Here is a 16,484-nt window from a genome sequence, read left to right as displayed (position 1 = left end):
AATTTGCATATCCTAATTCTTACCAAAAAGGAGCCATTTATTTCCAAAAACACAAACTTATTTACACTACCTAATCGAATGAACTTCTCCTTCTCTTGCAATGCTCCTTTGCTTGTTTCTTAAGAACGTTGGCTGTTAAATCCTTCTTTGACATGTGTTTTTCCTATAGCTTGATTACCTTGGAACGTGGATAATACTTTATCTGCCCATCTGAGAAAAGTTCTATTGGTGTCACACGAGCATACATTCCACGGTGTAAATTTGGCCAACCATCGCAACCCCTACCACCATACACAGGATCCTTCTGCTTTATTGCACTGTTGGATATTACAATATGGGTTTCAACATCTGTTTCACGGTGAAATCCATAGTTAGGTATATAAGTATATTTCGTCTTAAACTTTTTATTTTTGCAGAATTCAACGACATATCCGTCACATTTATCTGCCTGAAACATTAAAATGCCTCTCTTATTCTTTGTCACTTTGCATTTTATGTTTTTGTTTATTGTTTTATTCTTTTTTACCTTAATGTTATACCATTTTGACCATTTTGTTTCGAAATGTTTTTTCTTATTATTATCAGACCTGTAGTACATTACTCTAACTCTTATATTATCTCCGGGTTTTAAACCCAGATGGTCAACACCAAATGTACAATAATCATCAGGAGTTTTGTCCCATAATAATAACCCTCCATCTGCACAACGTACATATTTACCCTTGTATTTTTTCTGCACTTCTAGCATAACATTTTTACCAGCATCATAGTCTGTCATAGGATTAAATATAACAACTAACAAATCCTGATTACAATATACACCCTCCAATGTTGCTTTCTTACCATTCAAAGATTTAGACTTAGTAGGACCCTTTGGGTAAGGGATTTCTAACTTCGGTAATCCTATATGAGCCTCAACCGGTTGAACTCCTACTGTTGAAACTAAACTACAAACTACAAGTAACATTACGATTGTTTTCTTGATTAAATTTTTCATATTGAAATTTCCTTCCTTTCGATGTATTTTAATTTCCTTTTTTGGATACGCTTTTACACTTTCAATTTAATCGCCCCCAAATATCAAATTCTTTTGAAAATTTTCCTTAGTATAAAAATAGCTGACATAATTACAACAAGGCAGACTTACGCCTGTCTGTAAATTATGTAAAACAGTAAAAGCCGTATGCTCTGAAATAAACAATACTTAAAGTACTATGTTTTCCAAAAACTTTAAGCTTGTCAAAAATCTAACTCAATCTCTCCTTCTCCATACACAACCCCTCCCATGGAGCAGGCTACTTTAAACAGGACATTCATATTCTCTTTTGTAATAAAATCCATATTTTCTAAAATAGGGGTAAGGTAATCCAAATCTGTCCCTCTTTCCTTCTCCATGAGTTCGTCTAACCTTTTTTCTATGTTTTTGCCAACTTTGACTTTTTTACCCGGCACAAATTCTAAATCAGCGAGAAAGGAATATTGGATTGCGTTTTCCATTAGTTCTAAGGGTTCCAGTCTGCACTCCTTATTCATTTTTTCCATCACCTTGTTAAAATCTGTTTTCTTAAAATCAGAAATAAACTCCGGCAGGTCTACATTGGAGCAATACCTTCCCAGCTGGATCAACTGCTCCCAATTCTGAACCACAAACAATATCCCTTCTTCCTGGAATGAATAGATAATCTCTTTCAATCCATCTTTCTGGTATTCCCTGCATCTCATATCCATTTCAATGATTTCATCTTCACTTGGTGCATGCCGTATCCAGCCGGGCAGGCGTAGAAACCGTTTTTTCAACTTTTTATAGTAATAATCCAGGTAGTTTTCGGATTCCAGGTACTGGTACACATCGAGGTGAAATGCAATATATGCGGAATCATTGTAAAAAATCTCTTCTGTAACCGTACTGCCAAATCTCATGATTACCTTTTCCTCAATAGAAATCTCGCTTTTGGAGGGAATGCCCTGCTGTCTTTCCTTTATAACCGCAATAAGGGCATTGACAAAGGGTTCTGACGTATCCTTTTTTGTTTTTCTTGTTTCCACCTTCTTTAAAATCTCAATGGCGTCGTCTGTGTCTCCATCATGCAGGATGACATTTTTGTTCCTTCCTACATCCTGTTCCAGTTTCTTTTCCGCCACCTCCTGACGCACAATCCCACATACTTCCCTGACAAATGAGATTCTTTTTCCATCATAAGTATTCATATTCTTTTTTCTCCTTCCACTTTTTGTCTGGCGTTTGATAAATGCCAGGTTTTCCTTTAAATCCCACACACATTATACCCCCCCCGTAATGTCTGTCAATAACTTAGTATATATTGCTTTTATATAATAGAACATCCTTCTGTACGCCCTGCCGTTGCGTTACCCGGGACATTTTTTAAGATGATTTTCCACCCCTTTTTTCTGGCCCTTTTGGGGCAGAAAAAAAACTGTTAAGATAAGGCCGGCTTAAGCAAAAAAATATTTAACGCATTGCAATGCAGAAAGGAGCAGTTAGCCAATGAATATAAGCGACATCATTTTAACCCCCCAGCAGATAAGCAGAAATCCAGCAGGAACAGGGATTCTCCTGTCTGTGAGTGACGGGTATGAGTATGTCAACGGCAGAGCCACCGACAACGTAACGCACATCAAGTACAAAGCTGTCTTTACGGACAACCAGTACGAAAAGGTGATTGTCAAAGTAAAGGGCAGTAAACCAATCATTACAAATGAACAGATACAGCAGAAAGGCGGTTCTGTGAAAGCAGCTTTTAAAAACCTGTGCGGCCGTTTTTACCGCACCAATTCCGGCGAGTATGCATTATCCGCATCCGCTGAAAGTATGGAGGTACAGTCATGAGATTATTAGAATTTTTAGCATCGTTAGCAACATTCCCGGTCAAATGGTTTTGGAAAAAGAGGGACGAAAATGAGGAGAACAAAAAATTCCCGAAACAAACGCTGTTATTTTTGGTTTCCATGTCGGGAATCCTGTTCATAACCTTTGCAGTCGTAATGGTTACAAAGTATATGCTGGCGCACCATCTGAACCTGGTCGTCGCATCCGGCTTTATTTTCTGGCTTTATGTTTTTATAAGGGACAGGAAGGACAAGCCAGAGGAAAACTCTGCGCCAGCTGTCCCCTCTGACACCATGGTTCAGGCGGAGAACGGTTATCCCGTTATGCGGAACATCATCTTCCAGACGGCAAAGGCATCTGCGCCGGATATCGGGGGCAGGGTCCCCCGCCTCCTTGGCGAAATCGAGATGCCGGAATCCCGTTATATCCTAAGGGACAGCCTGTGTTTCTATCAGTTCCGGCTGATGAAGGAGGACATAAGGACACAGTACAATGAAAACGACCTGGAGGAGTTTAAAGCCGTCTTCCAGGCAGACTTGTCCCACAAGATAGAATCCGGGGCTTTTCCAAGCATAAAACTGAAAAAATTTCAGGATGATTATGGGAATTTCCATGACGGCGTTGTCATTGACACTATCGAAGATGTGGGAAACATACTGATTCTCCATGCCGTCTTTCCATCTGACGAATATGCCAGGTACAGGCGTGAAATCGACACAGCAGAGGACGCCCTCCCCTCTGGTGGAAAAGGCATAAGCGAAACATGGAAGAAGAAACCGTAAACTGGGGGTATTTAACCCCCTCCCTGCAATATCATCCAAAGCAGATACGGCTTGACATAAAAAGCCACTGCCACGCACTTATCACTGGTTCCAGCGGTTCCGGGAAAAGCTATGCGCTTTTGTACATTCTCGGGAGCCTGCTGAAATCCAGCCCCAAAACCTGCGTCTACTTCCTGGACTTTAAAAACTCCACGGACTTTGCATTTTTAGAAGGGCATCCCCATTATTACAGCGGGGACAACTGTTATCAGGGCATCCTTGACTATTATGCCAAGTTCTGTGATGCCAGGACAAAGGGACGGAACGAAAAACGCCATCTCCTCATCTTTGACGAGTACCCGGCGTTTGTAAACTACCTCACAGGAAAAGACAGGCAGGACAAGACCAAAAACTGCAATAACGTCCTTAACGCTGTATCTGAAATCCTGATGCTTGGGAGGGGGATAAATTTCGGCGTCTGGGTCGTTACCCAGAGGGCGGACAGTTCCCTTTTCGGCAACGGGGCAAGGGATAACTTTATGGTCATACTTGGGCTTGGGCGGATGAGCAGGGAACAAAAAGGCATGGTCTTTACCGGCGAGGATATCCCGGATAAGATATACCGCCGGGGGGAGGGCATCCTCTTAGCTGACGGGCATCCCTTGCAGGAAGTGACCTTTCCACGGATACAGAACATAGTCAACTGGAAAAAACACATAAAAGGACTGCTGTCATACAAAGACAGCTGACACATTTCTGCCCGTCCTGTCCCCCCCCGTAAGGGGGGCAGAGTACGGGCAAGCAAGTGTCCGGCAAGTATTACCTTAGGACACTTCTGTCGCATGTAGCAGACGGATAAAAAAGAGGTGATAAAAAATGATACCAGAAGAAAATAAACCTAATAATACAAAAGAAAATATAATATCTGATAAGAAACCGGATAATAACATATCTGATGATAACAGGAAGGATAATCCTGACAGGCCTGTCCCAGATAAAAATGACAAACAGTCAAGGAAATGGCAGATTACCATCAACAACCCTGCAAAAAAAGGGCTGTCCCATGATGCATTAAAGGAACTGCTGTCCCAGATAAAGCCTGTGCAGTATTACTGCATGAGTGATGAAATGGGCAGTACGCACCATACCCATATCTATATCTGCTGTATGTCCCCTGTGCGTTTCAGCACTTTAAAGAACAAGTTCCCTACTGCTCATATCGAACTGGCAAGGGGGACTTCCATACAGAACAGGGACTATGTATTTAAAGAGGGAAAATGGGAGAAAGACAAAAAGCATGAAACCAACCTTAGGGACACCCATGAGGAATACGGGGAAATGCCCATAGAACGCCAGGGGGCAAGGAATGACCTGGCTGACCTTTACGACATGATAAAACAGGGGGCAAGCGATTACGAGATACTGGATTCCAACCCGGAATACTTAAACCACATAGAACGGATGGAAAAGGTGCGCCAGACCATTTACCGGGATTTATACAAGAAGAGATTCCGGGAACTGGACGTGACCTACATCTGGGGCGACACCGGTTCCGGCAAGACAAGGAGCGTCATGGAAGAATACGGCTACATCAATGTGTACCGTATCACCAGCTATGCCCACCCCTTTGACGGGTACAAAAATGAGCCTGTCATCCTGTTTGACGAGTTCCGCAGTTCCCTTCCCCTTTCGGACATGCTCAATTACCTTGACGGCTATCCCCTTTCCCTTCCCTGCCGTTACAATGACAGGACGGCCTGTTATACCGTTGTGTTCATTGTATCAAACATTGACCTCCGTCTCCAGTATGACACACAGCAGAGGACGGAACGGGAGACGTGGCGTGCCTTCTTACGGAGAATCCAAAAGGTAAAGGTATTCAAGGATAACAGGGTGGCCCTCTATACCATGGAACAATACCTATACGGTTTTTTGTCCGTCCCGGAGGATGAGGGGACGCCCTTTGACAAAGAGGGGAAACATGGGTAACGCTGTCCCGGTATGGGAAAAATACGCCCTTACCATAAAGGAATGTGCAGAATACACCAATATCGGGGAAAACCGTTTGAGGGAGCTTATAAGGCTGGACGGCGGAAAATTTGTGCTGGCCGTCGGAAACAAGACGCTTATCAAGCGGGAAGCATTTGAGAAATACATAAACAGCAGGGACTATCTCTAAAAAACATCTGGCTTACGGGGGCGGTTATGGTATAATGGAAATGTCATAACTGCCCTTTCATTTCCACAATGGAAGGAGCGATACCATGAGCAGAAAAGACAATAAAGGAAGGAATCTAAGGACAGGCGAAGGGCAGAGGAAAGACGGGATGTATATGTACCGGTATACAGACCTGGCCGGGAAAAGACAGACCGTGTACAGCTGGCGGCTGACGGAACTTGACCGCACACCGAAAGGAAAAAAGGAGGATGCGTCCTTAAGGGAAAAAGAGGAAGAAATCAGCCTGATGCTAAAGGGCGGCAGTTCCATACAGGCGAAGAAACTCACGCTCAATGAAGTGTTTGACATCTATCTGGAACAGAAAAGGCATAAGGGGAAAGCGCTTGCCGTGACAACGAAGAGGAACTACCGGAGCGAATGGGATAAGAATGTGAAGGATACGGCGCTTGGGCATAAAAAGGTTACAGACATATGCAGGGCAGATATCATCCTGTTTTACAGCGGGCTTATAGAAAACGGCTTATCCTATGGCACAGCCCTGTTTTTCCATAAACTGTTAAACTCTGTATTCAACTATGCCATGGACAGCATGGAGCTGATTGGCAAAAACCCCTGTCGGCGTGCCCTGGATAACATTGAGGGGAGCCAGAAGGAAACGAAAACCCTCACAAAGGCGCAGGATGCGGCACTGCTTCAATACGTGCGGGAGAATGACAGGGGGATGTACCCAATCTTTCTTCTGATGCGTGAAACCATGGTGCGTACCGGGGAGTGCATAGCCGTCACGAAATCAGACATAGATTTTGAGAAGGGTATACTCACCATTGATAAACAGCTTTTGTTTTATAAAGCGGAGGGTGAGGAAACCAGCAGGCTCCACATATCAAAGACGAAGGGCAGGAATATCCGGAAGATTCCGTTAAAGGAAAACCTGTTACAGGTATTAAAGGGATTAGCGGAACAGGCAGGGGACGATTTATGCATTGACGGCGTGAGGGGATTCCTTTTCCAGAAAGACGGCAGTGCATACCGCCCGGCAGAACTGCGTTCTGAAATGTGCCGCATGGTAACGGAATACAATCTGTCTGCAAAGGAGAAGATAGAAGGGTTCACCCCGAAAATACTCCGGCATACAGGATGCACCATGTACGCCAGGGAGGGGATGGATGTATCAGTCCTGCAATACATTATGGGGCATAAGTCATCTTATACGACTATGCGGTTTTATAACCATGTGACCGAAGAACGTGTCCTTGACACCTTTAAAGAACATATCCAAGAAAAGGTGTAAACGTACACCACTACTTACACTAACTTCTACACCAATTTTACACCAATTTCCTGAAAACATATGAAATCTTTTAAGAAGATACAGAAAGGGAAAAGGTGTACAAATCCAGTAAAATCAATGCTATGAGAAGATATGAGAACATATGAAACTCTATATAAAATCCCCGAATCCTTACAAAACTGTAATGTAAATGAAAGAGAATCCTATACCATCCATATGGATTTCCTGTTATAGTAATAGGGAATTATATGGACAGGAGTGAAGAAAATGATACGCATTTGCGATGTGGAAAAATATTACGGCAGTGGCAGCCATGTGACAAAGGCGGTGGACCGGGTAAGTTTTACGGTGGAGACAGGGGAATTTATCGGGGTGATGGGGGCCTCCGGCTCCGGAAAAACCACTCTTTTAAATATGCTCTCCACCATTGATCATGTGACTGCGGGACATATTTTTTACGATGAGGAGGATATTACGGAACTGTCGGAAGATAAACTTTCAGAGTTTCGGAAAAATAACCTGGGATTTGTCTTTCAGGATTACAATCTTTTGGATACCCTTACCGTAGAGGAGAATATTGTCCTTGCCATGACACTGCACAAAAAGGGAAAAGAGAAGGTAAAAAAGGAATGTGATGATTTGCTCAGACTCCTTGGAATTTCCCAGGTGAGGGATAAATTTCCCTATGAGATTTCCGGGGGACAAAAGCAGCGCTGTGCCTGTGCCAGGGCACTGGCAAACCATCCCCGGCTTCTTTTGGCGGATGAGCCTACCGGGGCTCTGGATTCCAAGGCAGCCCAGACGCTTTTGGAGACTTTTACTGATATGAATAAACGCTTTGGGGCGACTATTTTTATGGTGACCCACGATGCTTTTTCCGCCAGCTATTGCAGCCGCATTCTCTTTTTAAAGGACGGAAAAATTTTTCATGAGCTGATTGCCGGGGAGAACGGGCGCCGGGCATTTTTAAATGAAATTTTAGATGTCTTGTCCCTGACGGGAGGTGAATTTCAAAATGATGTTTAAATTGGCGGTTCAAAATGTCAGGCGTTCGGCAAGGGATTATCTGGTGTATTTTTTTACTATGGCGGTGGTGACGGCCTTGATGTTTTCCTTTAACACCCTTTTATTTTCCAGGGATTTACTGAATATGTTTGAGACTGCCGGAATTATGGAGGTTATGATTGGGCTTGCCACATTTTTTATTCTTCTGATTATAGCTTGGCTTATCAATTACATGGTTCGCTTTATATTGGAAAAAAGAAGCAGGGAATTCGGAATTTATCTTTTGATTGGGTTTAAAAAGAAGGAGATTGCAAAGCTTTATATCCGGGAAAACCTTATCCTTGGGGCGGGAGCTTTTGCAGCAGGTCTTGTATTTGGAATTTTGCTTCAGCAGATTTTAATGTCTGTTTTTTATGCCATGGTGCAGATGGATTATCACCTGCATTTGGAATTTAACAAAAACAGCCTTTTGATGACGTTTTCGTGTTATTTCTTTTGTTATCTTCTGGCGCTTTTCCGCTGTAAAAGAAGGTTTAAAAAAATGAATATCCACGATTTGATGGACAGCCAGAAAAAGAATGAAGAGATAAAAGAAAGCCATGAGAGGGGAAAACGGGTGCTTTTGCCGGTTTCCCTGGTGTTTTTTGTGATATTCGGGTTATTTTTGTTCTGTTACAAAAACTGGGACACCGGGGTTTTAGTCCTGTTTCTTGTAGGCCTTGTCCTTGTGATTTATCTTTTTTACACCGGGGTTTCCGCATGGATATTCTGCTATTTAAGGGAGAGAAGAGACGGGATGTACCGGGGGAATACCCTGTTTTTGCTGCGCCAGTTTTCCGCAAAGATTAGAACCATGAGTTTTACCATGGGAAGTCTTACCGCACTGTTTACCCTGGCACTTTTGGGAAGTGCCGTGGCCTTTATGTTTAACCATTTCCAGAGTGAAATCCTTAAGGATAAATATCCTTTTGACCTGCAGATAAACAGTTGTGACCCTGAGGATGATTTTCGCAGGGAAATGGAACTTTTGGAAAAAGAAGCGGATGTGGAGGAGTATTACAGGTACTGTATCTATGAAAACGGAACAAACCAGATGAATACATGGCTGTACACCCATTTGAGACTGTTTGGCAGGGAGTATCTGAAAGAGGATAACACACCGGATTTTGAGAAAATCAAAGAGAATGGTGATATGACTTACTGTGATTTGGATACTTATATGTGCCTCTCGGATTATAACCATCTCAGAAAAATGATTGGGCTTTCTGAAATTACCCTGGAAGAAAATGCCTATGCCATTCATATGAAAGAGCGGGTGTTTTTGGAGACGGGAGATTTTTCAGGGGAACTTTCCATACAGGGAGGTGACGGGGAACTGTCTTTTGCAGGGTATTACACGGAAGGGTTTTCCCAGGACGGGCACAATGGAGGGGATTATTTGATTATTGTGCCGGATGCTGCCATAAAAGAAATGAGGCCCTATTACGCAGAACTTGCAGCGGATTTAAAAGGGGAGGCTCCTTCTGGCCTGAATGATAAGCTGGACGATTTGGAAAGCGAAGGATATAAATATAACAACCAGGGGCAAGTAATGACAGAGGAGGCAGCGGAAGAAGAGGAACTGGGAAATTTCTGTTGCGGCTCCGATACCATTGTGGTTTATGCGATGAAAAATATTGTGAGGGATAATGCGATTCCGGAAATTAAATATATGCTTTTCGCTATTGTTTTCCCGCTGTTTTATGTAGGGCTGGTTTTTTTGTGCGTCGCCTTAACGGTTCTTTCCGTACAGCAGCTATCCGATTCTGCAAAATATAAATTCCGCTACCAGGTGCTTTCCCAGATTGGGTACAGCAGAGGGGAAATTTCCGGGATTATTTTAAAACAGCTTCTCTGGTATTACGGGTGTCCATTGCTTGCCGCCCTGGCAATAAGCGGGGTGATTGCAGTTTATACAGGGGGCAAATTTAATTTTTATACCGGGATAAAAACCCCGGGTTTTATGTATTTTTTAATTTCTTCCTTGTTTTTTATGGGAATATATTCTTTGTATTTTATACTGACCTATATCGGGTTTAAACGGAATGTGGAAAAATAGTTGGCATAGACGAAGGCATTAGCGAATACACTTTACTAATCAGAAGAATCGGAGGATGTAAGGTTGAGCGCTAAGACAAAAATAGTAGTTCTGCATATGAAAGAGATGATTTATACGCTGATATTTGCAGGTCTTGGAATATTGCTGATACTGCTTTTAATTTTTATGTTTTTGCCAAAGGAAAGCAAGAAAACAGCAGAGACCATGAATTATGTGGCAGGCGTATATACCTCAACGATTCAGTTTAATGACAATACAATAGATGTGCAGGTGGTGGTGGATGAGAGCAGAATACAGTCGGTATCCCTGGTAAATCTGGATGAGACTGTGACAACGATGTATCCCCTGATGGAGCCGGCGGTACAGGAGATTGCCAGTCAGGTCTGTGAAAAGCAGTCCACAGATAACATTGCCTACAGCGAAGATAACCCTTACACATCCATGGTCATTTTAAATGCAGTGAAATCTGCATTGAAAAAAGCAGAAACAGCCCCATAAAAAAACAGAGAGCATCTGGATTTTTCAGATACTCTCTGTTTTTTAGGCCTAAGATTGTAATCCACCTAAGTATTCTGTCAGGGCATTGGTGTCGATTTCCGTGGTAACTGCCGGACGGGAATTTTCCCACAGATGATATCCGGAATAGCCTGCCCATCCTAAAAGGGCGGCACAGATAACAACGCCCAGAGCGCGGACCGCATTATTTTTCATTTTCTGTTTTTTTAAGATTTCTTTGCGGTTTGCTTTTTCTTTTTTATATTGGTCTACTTTTTTCTGGCTCATGCAATTCTCCTTTGAAACGTTTTATAACTTATATATTGTACACCAATTTCCTGTAAGATACAAGTATTTATGCAGAACTGCTTAAGTGGGAAAATCATTGATATTATTGCACATATCCAGTATAATAGAAACAATGCAGCAGGAATTTGAGGATATAATGGCCAGTATTGGTGAAGACATTGAAACCGGTATAAGACCATTGGATGCAGGGCTTTCAAATATAGGTCGTGTAAACGTATCCAACACAGAGGATTATATTCCTGGGAAGGGAAAAATATTTTTCGATATCCATTTTACTGCTTACCATAAGAAAATGAATTTTATCACAGTGACTATGATAATTTGCAAAAAGTCCGAAGTATCTCCTGCGGCTATACAGAAGACGAATTTATGGAAGCGGAAAGCGGTTTGTATGCAAATGTATAAAATAACCTGACATAAAGATGATGATGAGGAGTTAAGTGTTATGAGTTACGCAGACAAAGTTTTTGTGGAAATGTGTAAAGATATCTTGGAAAACGGCATGAGCACGGAGGGGGAGAAGGTGCGCCCCAAATGGGAGGACGGTACAAGCGCCTACACCATAAAGAAGTTTGCCGTGGTAAACCGATACGATTTGTCAAAAGAATTTCCGGCAATTACCTTAAGAAAGACTGCCATTAAAAGCTGTACGGATGAGATGCTTTGGATTTGGCAGAGAAAGTCCAACAATATCCATGATTTAAACAGTTCCATATGGGACGAGTGGGCGGATGAGAACGGCTCCATCGGCAAGGCCTACGGCTATCAGATGGGGGTAAAGCACAGTTACAAAGAGGGGATGATGGACCAGGTGGACAGGGTGATATTTGACCTGAAACACAATCCTTTCAGCCGCCGGATTATGACAAATATTTATGTTCACGCAGATTTGCATGAGATGAACCTGTATCCCTGTGCCTACAGTATGACCTTTAATGTAACCCAGAAAAAAGGGGAAGGACTTACCTTAAACGGGATTTTAAACCAGCGCTCCCAGGATATTTTAACCGCAAACAACTGGAATGTGTGCCAGTATGCAGTGCTTCTCCACATGCTCGCCCAGGTCTGCGGTATGAAAGCAGGGGAACTGGTGCATGTCATTGCGGACGCCCATATTTATGACAGGCATATTCCGCTGGTAAAAGAGCTAATAGACAGGGAGCAGCACCCGGCGCCCACATTCTGGCTGAATCCCAAGGTAAAAGATTTCTATGATTTTACCCCGGAGGATGTAAAACTGGAAAATTACGTCACAGGGGAACAGATGAAAAATATACCTGTTGCCGTGTAAACATAACTGAATGAGAAAAACTGAAATATAGATAACGGACGCAAAAGGGGGAAAAAGATGAATTTAATTGTAAATGTGGATAAAAACTGGGGCATTGGAAAAGACAATAAGCTTTTGGTGAGGATTCCTGCGGACATGAAGTTTTTCCGGGAAAGTACCACGGGGAAAGTGGTGGTCATAGGGAGAAAGACATTGGAGAGTTTTCCAAACGGACTGCCTTTAAAAAACAGGACGAATATTGTTTTGACTTCTAACCCTTCTTATCAGGTAAAAGGCGCTCTCTGTCTCCACTCCAAAGAGGAGGTTTTGGAGGAGTTAAAAAAGTATGACAGCGAAGATATCTATATTATCGGAGGGGAAAGTATTTACCGGATGTTTCTTGATTTGTGCCATGTGGCCCATGTGACAAAAGTGGACTACGCCTATGAGGCGGATACCTATTTTCCCAATCTGGACCAGCGGCCGGAGTGGAAGATTACGGCAAGAAGCGAGGAGCAGACCTATTTTGATATAGAATTTCATTGGATAAAATATGAGAGGTGTGAGGATTGATGGATATTACAGGAAGAAAATTGTTTGTTAGGGCCTTGCAGGAAGAAGGCGTTGATACAATATTCGGCTACCCCGGCGGCATGGTGACGGATTTGATGGATGAACTTTACAAAACCGAAGGCATCCGTCTTGTACTTCCCAGGCATGAGCAGGGCCTTGTGCATATGGCGGAAGGGTATGCAAGGGCCACTGGTAAAACAGCAGTCTGTCTTGTGACATCCGGGCCCGGGGCTACAAACACCATTACCGGCCTTGCGGACGCCCATTACGACAGTATCCCTCTGGTGTGTTTTACCGGCCAGGTTCCCTTAAACTTAATCGGCAACGACGCTTTTCAGGAAGTGGATATTGTGGGGATGACCAGGAATATTACAAAATATAGTGTGACGGTGCGGGAGAGAAAAGACCTGGGAAAAATTATAAAAATGGCTTTTCACATTGCATCCACAGGAAAGCCAGGGCCTGTCCTTATTGATTTGCCCAAAAATATCCAGACGGAATCCGGGGACTCTGTGTATCCGGAAAAAATTTCCATTCGTGGGTATAAGCCCAATGAGAGCGTTCATGTGGGACAGTTAAAAAAGGCGTACAAACTCTTAAAATCTGCGGAAAAGCCTTTGATTCTTGCAGGGGGCGGAATCCATATCGGAAGGGCCCAAGAGGAGCTTCTTCTTCTGGTGGAAAAAATGAAAGTCCCTGTAGTTACCACTGTTATGGGAAAAGGAGCGCTTCCAGCCCACCATCCCTACTATGTGGGAAACTGCGGGATGCACGGGAGATATGCGGCAAATATGGCGGTGAGCCAGTGCGATGTGCTGTTTTCCATCGGCACCCGGTTTAATGACCGGATTACCGGGGATTTAAACGAGTTTGCCCCTAAGGCGAAAATTGTGCATATTGACATAGATACCGCTTCTATTTCCAGAAATGTGGTGGTGGACGTTCCCATTGTTGCTGACGCCAAACTTGCACTGGACAAATTAAATGAGTGGGCGGAGCCCAAAAAGACAAAAAAATGGCTGGAGGAAATCCGGGCCTGGGAGGAGGAAAATCCCTTACAAATGCGGAAAGATAAGGGAATGACCCCCCAGATGATTATGGAGGGCATCAACCAGGCTTTTGAGGAGGCCATTCTTGTAACAGATGTGGGACAGCATCAAATGTGGGCCAGCCAGTATCTGGAGTTTGGGGGAAAGAAGCAGTTTATTACCTCCGGGGGACTTGGCACCATGGGATTTGGTTTCCCGGCGGCAGTGGGGGCCAAGATTGGGAATCCGGAAGTACCCGTTATCTGTATTACAGGGGACGGGGGATTCCAGATGAATATGCAGGAGATGGCAACTGCGGTGGCGGAACATTCCCCGGTGATTATCTGTCTTTTAAACAACCAGTATCTGGGGATGGTGCGGCAGATGCAGCAGCTCTTTTACGGGAAACGCTATGAGGCCACCTGTCTTAGAAGGAGGATTACCTGTCCCTTGGACTGTAAAGGGCCGGGGGAAAATTGTCCTCCGTACGTTCCGGATTTTATGGCCTTTGCAAAAGCCTACAATGCCCGTGGCATACGGGTACATAAGGCGGAGGAAATCCTTCCTGCATTGGAAGAGGCAAAACTGCAGAAGGATGTGCCCACAATTATTGAGTTTATGATTTCTAGCGATGAACTTGTGCTTCCCATGGTAAAGGGAGGCAACCCTATGAGCGAGATGATTTTAAAATAGGAGGGGCGGACAATGAAAAACAGATGGATTGCGTTATATGTGGAAAATCAAGTGGGTGTTCTGGCAAAAGTTTCCGGTTTGTTTTCTGCCAAATCCTATAATCTCCAAAGCCTTACCGTGGGGACGACAGAAGATGAATCCGTGTCCAGAATGACCATCTGCGTTACCAGTGACGATATTACCTTTGAGCAGATAAAAAAGCAGTTAAACCGCATGGTGGAAGTGATTAAGGTGATTGACCTTACCAACGTGCCTTTGCATATGAAGGAGATTTTGTTTGCTAAAGTCCTCCACTGCACCACGGCGGAGAAGGAAGAGGTGTTCCAGATTGCCCAGGTGTTCAATGTCCAGGTGGCGGATATCGGCACGGACAGCGTGCTTTTGGAGTGCAAGCTCACAGAGCGCAGGAATAATGAGCTGATTGCCCTTTTGCGCAGCAAGTACAGGCATATTGAGATTGTCCGGGGAGGGGCTGTGGCAATTGAGTCTATCAGCACTTCCTGCAGATAACAGAAAACTTTTGGCATCAGGCAATCACCGGAAGAAAAATTTTACATATACTGTAGTGAGAAGTATTGTGAGGACAGACAGGATATGTCAAAACAAAATATCAGGTATCTACAGTCAGATAACCCGGACGAAGGGAGCCTGCAGGTAAATGTGGAAAGCGCTTCCGGCACTCTCCCTATTGAAAATGCAACGGTGGAAATATCCTATACAGGGGACCCATCCGGCAGCATAGAGAAGGTGATTACCAATTCTTCCGGGCAGACAGAAGGGATTATGTTGGATACCCCGCCTTTGGAGTATAGTATGGAGCCATCGGAACAGCAGCCTTATGCGGAGTATACGGTTCGTGTCAGCGCTGTGGGTTACACTACCGTTACGGTATCCGGAGTCCAGCTTCTGCCGGGGGAGCGGTCGGTGCAGAGAGTGCGGCTTTTGTCCCAGGACAGTTCTTTAAATCCCATTAATAATATTGTGATTCCGGCAAATACCCTTTTTGGGAATTTTCCGCCTAAAATTCCGGAAGCGGAGATAAAGCCGGTAGATGAGAGCGGGGAGATTGTTTTAAGCCGGGTGGTAGTGCCGGAGTATATTATTGTACACGACGGGGCACCCACAGACAGTACGGCTATGGACTACTATGTGACCTATAAGGATTATATTAAAAACGTGGCTTCCAGTGAAATTTATGCCACCTGGCCGGATGCGACGATACGTGCCAATATTCTGGCAATTATGTCCTTTACCCTAAATCGTGTATATACGGAGTGGTACAGGAACAAAGGATATGACTTTACCATTACATCCTCCACAGCCTTTGACCACAAGTGGATTTACGGCAGAAATATCTTTTCCAACATCTCCCGGATTGTGGATGAGATTTTCCTCAATTACCTTTCAAGACCCAATGTAAAACAGCCGATTTTAACCCAGTATTGTGACGGGCAGAAAGTGAGCTGCCCGAATTGGATGACCCAATGGGGTTCCAAATACCTGGGAGACCAGGGCTACAACTTTATTGAAATTCTGCGCTACTATTACGGCAGCAGCATATATGTAAATGAGGCAGACGAGATTTCAGGCATCCCTGCTTCCTGGCCCAGGGAAAACTTACAGGTTGGCTCCAGGGGAGAAAAAGTGCGGCAGATGCAGGCCCAGCTTGCAAGGATTTCCCGGGCATATCCTGCCATTCCCACCATTGCGGCGGACGGGGTTTACGGCCCCAGGACGGAGGCGGCGGTGGAAGAGTTCCAGTCGATTTTCGGGCTGCCGGTTACAGGCGTGGTGGATTATCCCACATGGTATAAAATTTCAGAGATTTATGTGGGGGTTACAAGGATAGCGGAGTTATATCCATAAAATATGATATCTTTTAAACTGCTGCATTGGCTTAAAAAACTGCCGGGCGGCAGTTTTTTTTTCTTGGA

Annotated in this window: 18 protein-coding genes; 15 read left to right on the top strand and 3 right to left on the bottom strand. The window is 44.0% G+C overall.

What is annotated here, in order from left to right; translation table 11 throughout:
- Positions 1-163 precede the first annotated feature (163 nt).
- Together D7Y06_RS17875 and D7Y06_RS17870 are read right to left on the bottom strand one after the other, a co-directional pair.
- A complete protein-coding gene (locus tag D7Y06_RS17875; protein ID WP_120409095.1) occupies positions 164-997 on the bottom strand; it encodes a hypothetical protein in 834 nt (277 codons plus the stop codon).
- Positions 998-1,239: 242 nt separating this feature from the next.
- Complete coding sequence (locus tag D7Y06_RS17870) at positions 1,240-2,277, bottom strand: hypothetical protein (RefSeq protein WP_120409094.1); 1,038 nt, start codon at positions 2,275-2,277, stop codon at positions 1,240-1,242.
- 229 nt (positions 2,278-2,506) lie between these two features.
- On the opposite strand from D7Y06_RS17870, the gene D7Y06_RS17865 reads away from it, so the two are divergent.
- The 9 genes from D7Y06_RS17865 (at position 2,507) to D7Y06_RS17825 (ending at position 10,680) form a co-directional block, all read left to right on the top strand.
- On the top strand, positions 2,507-2,848 hold the full coding sequence (locus D7Y06_RS17865; RefSeq protein ID WP_120409093.1) for a hypothetical protein: 342 nt from the start codon (positions 2,507-2,509) through the stop codon (positions 2,846-2,848).
- The gene (locus D7Y06_RS17860) at positions 2,845-3,630 is read left to right on the top strand and encodes a hypothetical protein (protein ID WP_120409092.1); all 786 of its coding nucleotides are present in this window, start codon (positions 2,845-2,847) and stop codon (positions 3,628-3,630) included. Before D7Y06_RS17865 ends, D7Y06_RS17860 begins: the two co-directional genes overlap by 4 nt.
- A complete protein-coding gene (locus D7Y06_RS17855; RefSeq protein ID WP_120409091.1) occupies positions 3,612-4,358 on the top strand; it encodes an FtsK/SpoIIIE domain-containing protein in 747 nt (248 codons plus the stop codon). The genes D7Y06_RS17860 and D7Y06_RS17855 overlap by 19 nt, the downstream gene beginning before the upstream one ends.
- Before the next feature lie 127 nt (positions 4,359-4,485).
- Positions 4,486-5,598: a replication protein gene (locus tag D7Y06_RS17850; RefSeq protein WP_120409090.1), complete on the top strand. Its 1,113-nt coding sequence runs from the start codon at positions 4,486-4,488 to the stop codon at positions 5,596-5,598.
- Positions 5,591-5,788: an excisionase gene (locus D7Y06_RS17845; protein ID WP_120409089.1), complete on the top strand. Its 198-nt coding sequence runs from the start codon at positions 5,591-5,593 to the stop codon at positions 5,786-5,788. Before D7Y06_RS17850 ends, D7Y06_RS17845 begins: the two co-directional genes overlap by 8 nt.
- 85 nt (positions 5,789-5,873) lie before the next feature.
- Positions 5,874-7,079, top strand: a complete 1,206-nt coding sequence (locus D7Y06_RS17840) for a site-specific integrase (protein ID WP_120409088.1) — start codon at positions 5,874-5,876, stop codon at positions 7,077-7,079.
- 258 nt (positions 7,080-7,337) lie between these two features.
- Positions 7,338-8,105: an ABC transporter ATP-binding protein gene (locus D7Y06_RS17835; protein ID WP_120409087.1), complete on the top strand. Its 768-nt coding sequence runs from the start codon at positions 7,338-7,340 to the stop codon at positions 8,103-8,105.
- Complete coding sequence (locus D7Y06_RS17830) at positions 8,095-10,182, top strand: ABC transporter permease (RefSeq protein ID WP_120409086.1); 2,088 nt, start codon at positions 8,095-8,097, stop codon at positions 10,180-10,182. Before D7Y06_RS17835 ends, D7Y06_RS17830 begins: the two co-directional genes overlap by 11 nt.
- A gap of 63 nt (positions 10,183-10,245) precedes the next feature.
- Positions 10,246-10,680 (top strand): FMN-binding protein, encoded by a 435-nt coding sequence (locus tag D7Y06_RS17825; RefSeq protein ID WP_199714754.1) that lies wholly within the window; start codon positions 10,246-10,248, stop codon positions 10,678-10,680.
- 48 nt (positions 10,681-10,728) lie between these two features.
- Here D7Y06_RS17825 and D7Y06_RS17820 read toward each other — a convergent pair whose 3' ends face one another.
- Complete coding sequence (locus D7Y06_RS17820) at positions 10,729-10,965, bottom strand: hypothetical protein (RefSeq protein WP_120409085.1); 237 nt, start codon at positions 10,963-10,965, stop codon at positions 10,729-10,731.
- Between the two features lie 85 nt (positions 10,966-11,050).
- Here D7Y06_RS17820 and D7Y06_RS17815 point away from each other — a divergent pair, with 85 nt between their 5' ends.
- From D7Y06_RS17815 to D7Y06_RS17790, 6 genes are all read left to right on the top strand, one after another.
- The gene (locus tag D7Y06_RS17815; RefSeq protein ID WP_120409084.1) at positions 11,051-11,401 is read left to right on the top strand and encodes a hypothetical protein; all 351 of its coding nucleotides are present in this window, start codon (positions 11,051-11,053) and stop codon (positions 11,399-11,401) included.
- 30 nt (positions 11,402-11,431) lie between these two features.
- Positions 11,432-12,277, top strand: a complete 846-nt coding sequence (thyA, locus tag D7Y06_RS17810) for a thymidylate synthase (RefSeq protein WP_120409083.1) — start codon at positions 11,432-11,434, stop codon at positions 12,275-12,277.
- A gap of 57 nt (positions 12,278-12,334) precedes the next feature.
- Positions 12,335-12,829, top strand: coding sequence for a dihydrofolate reductase (locus D7Y06_RS17805; RefSeq protein WP_120409082.1), 495 nt, complete (start codon positions 12,335-12,337; stop codon positions 12,827-12,829).
- Positions 12,829-14,550 (top strand): biosynthetic-type acetolactate synthase large subunit, encoded by a 1,722-nt coding sequence (gene ilvB, locus D7Y06_RS17800; protein ID WP_120409081.1) that lies wholly within the window; start codon positions 12,829-12,831, stop codon positions 14,548-14,550. Before D7Y06_RS17805 ends, ilvB begins: the two co-directional genes overlap by 1 nt.
- 12 nt (positions 14,551-14,562) lie before the next feature.
- Positions 14,563-15,060, top strand: a complete 498-nt coding sequence (gene ilvN, locus D7Y06_RS17795) for an acetolactate synthase small subunit (protein WP_120409080.1) — start codon at positions 14,563-14,565, stop codon at positions 15,058-15,060.
- An 84-nt stretch (positions 15,061-15,144) separates the two neighbouring features.
- Entirely contained in the window at positions 15,145-16,416 is a 1,272-nt protein-coding gene (locus D7Y06_RS17790; protein WP_120409079.1) for a peptidoglycan-binding protein, read from the top strand.
- Positions 16,417-16,484 lie beyond the last annotated feature (68 nt).

The organism is Roseburia sp. 1XD42-69 (assembly GCF_003612565.1).
Classification (GTDB): domain Bacteria; phylum Bacillota; class Clostridia; order Lachnospirales; family Lachnospiraceae; genus Roseburia_B.
This window is presented reverse-complemented; position numbering and strand designations above follow the sequence as displayed.

Bases quoted from the DNA above. Each gene is read 5' to 3' on its own strand.
- D7Y06_RS17875 (WP_120409095.1), bottom strand. From the start codon at position 997: ATGAAAAATTTAATCAAGAAAACAATCGTAATGTTACTTGTAGTTTGT.
- D7Y06_RS17865 (WP_120409093.1), top strand. From the start codon at position 2,507: ATGAATATAAGCGACATCATTTTAACCCCCCAGCAGATAAGCAGAAAT.
- D7Y06_RS17860 (WP_120409092.1), top strand. From the start codon at position 2,845: ATGAGATTATTAGAATTTTTAGCATCGTTAGCAACATTCCCGGTCAAA.
- D7Y06_RS17855 (WP_120409091.1), top strand. From the start codon at position 3,612: ATGGAAGAAGAAACCGTAAACTGGGGGTATTTAACCCCCTCCCTGCAA.
- D7Y06_RS17850 (WP_120409090.1), top strand. From the start codon at position 4,486: ATGATACCAGAAGAAAATAAACCTAATAATACAAAAGAAAATATAATA.
- D7Y06_RS17845 (WP_120409089.1), top strand. From the start codon at position 5,591: ATGGGTAACGCTGTCCCGGTATGGGAAAAATACGCCCTTACCATAAAG.
- D7Y06_RS17840 (WP_120409088.1), top strand. From the start codon at position 5,874: ATGAGCAGAAAAGACAATAAAGGAAGGAATCTAAGGACAGGCGAAGGG.
- D7Y06_RS17830 (WP_120409086.1), top strand. From the start codon at position 8,095: ATGATGTTTAAATTGGCGGTTCAAAATGTCAGGCGTTCGGCAAGGGAT.
- D7Y06_RS17820 (WP_120409085.1), bottom strand. From the start codon at position 10,965: ATGAGCCAGAAAAAAGTAGACCAATATAAAAAAGAAAAAGCAAACCGC.
- thyA (WP_120409083.1), top strand. From the start codon at position 11,432: ATGAGTTACGCAGACAAAGTTTTTGTGGAAATGTGTAAAGATATCTTG.
- D7Y06_RS17805 (WP_120409082.1), top strand. From the start codon at position 12,335: ATGAATTTAATTGTAAATGTGGATAAAAACTGGGGCATTGGAAAAGAC.
- ilvB (WP_120409081.1), top strand. From the start codon at position 12,829: ATGGATATTACAGGAAGAAAATTGTTTGTTAGGGCCTTGCAGGAAGAA.
- ilvN (WP_120409080.1), top strand. From the start codon at position 14,563: ATGAAAAACAGATGGATTGCGTTATATGTGGAAAATCAAGTGGGTGTT.
- D7Y06_RS17790 (WP_120409079.1), top strand. From the start codon at position 15,145: ATGTCAAAACAAAATATCAGGTATCTACAGTCAGATAACCCGGACGAA.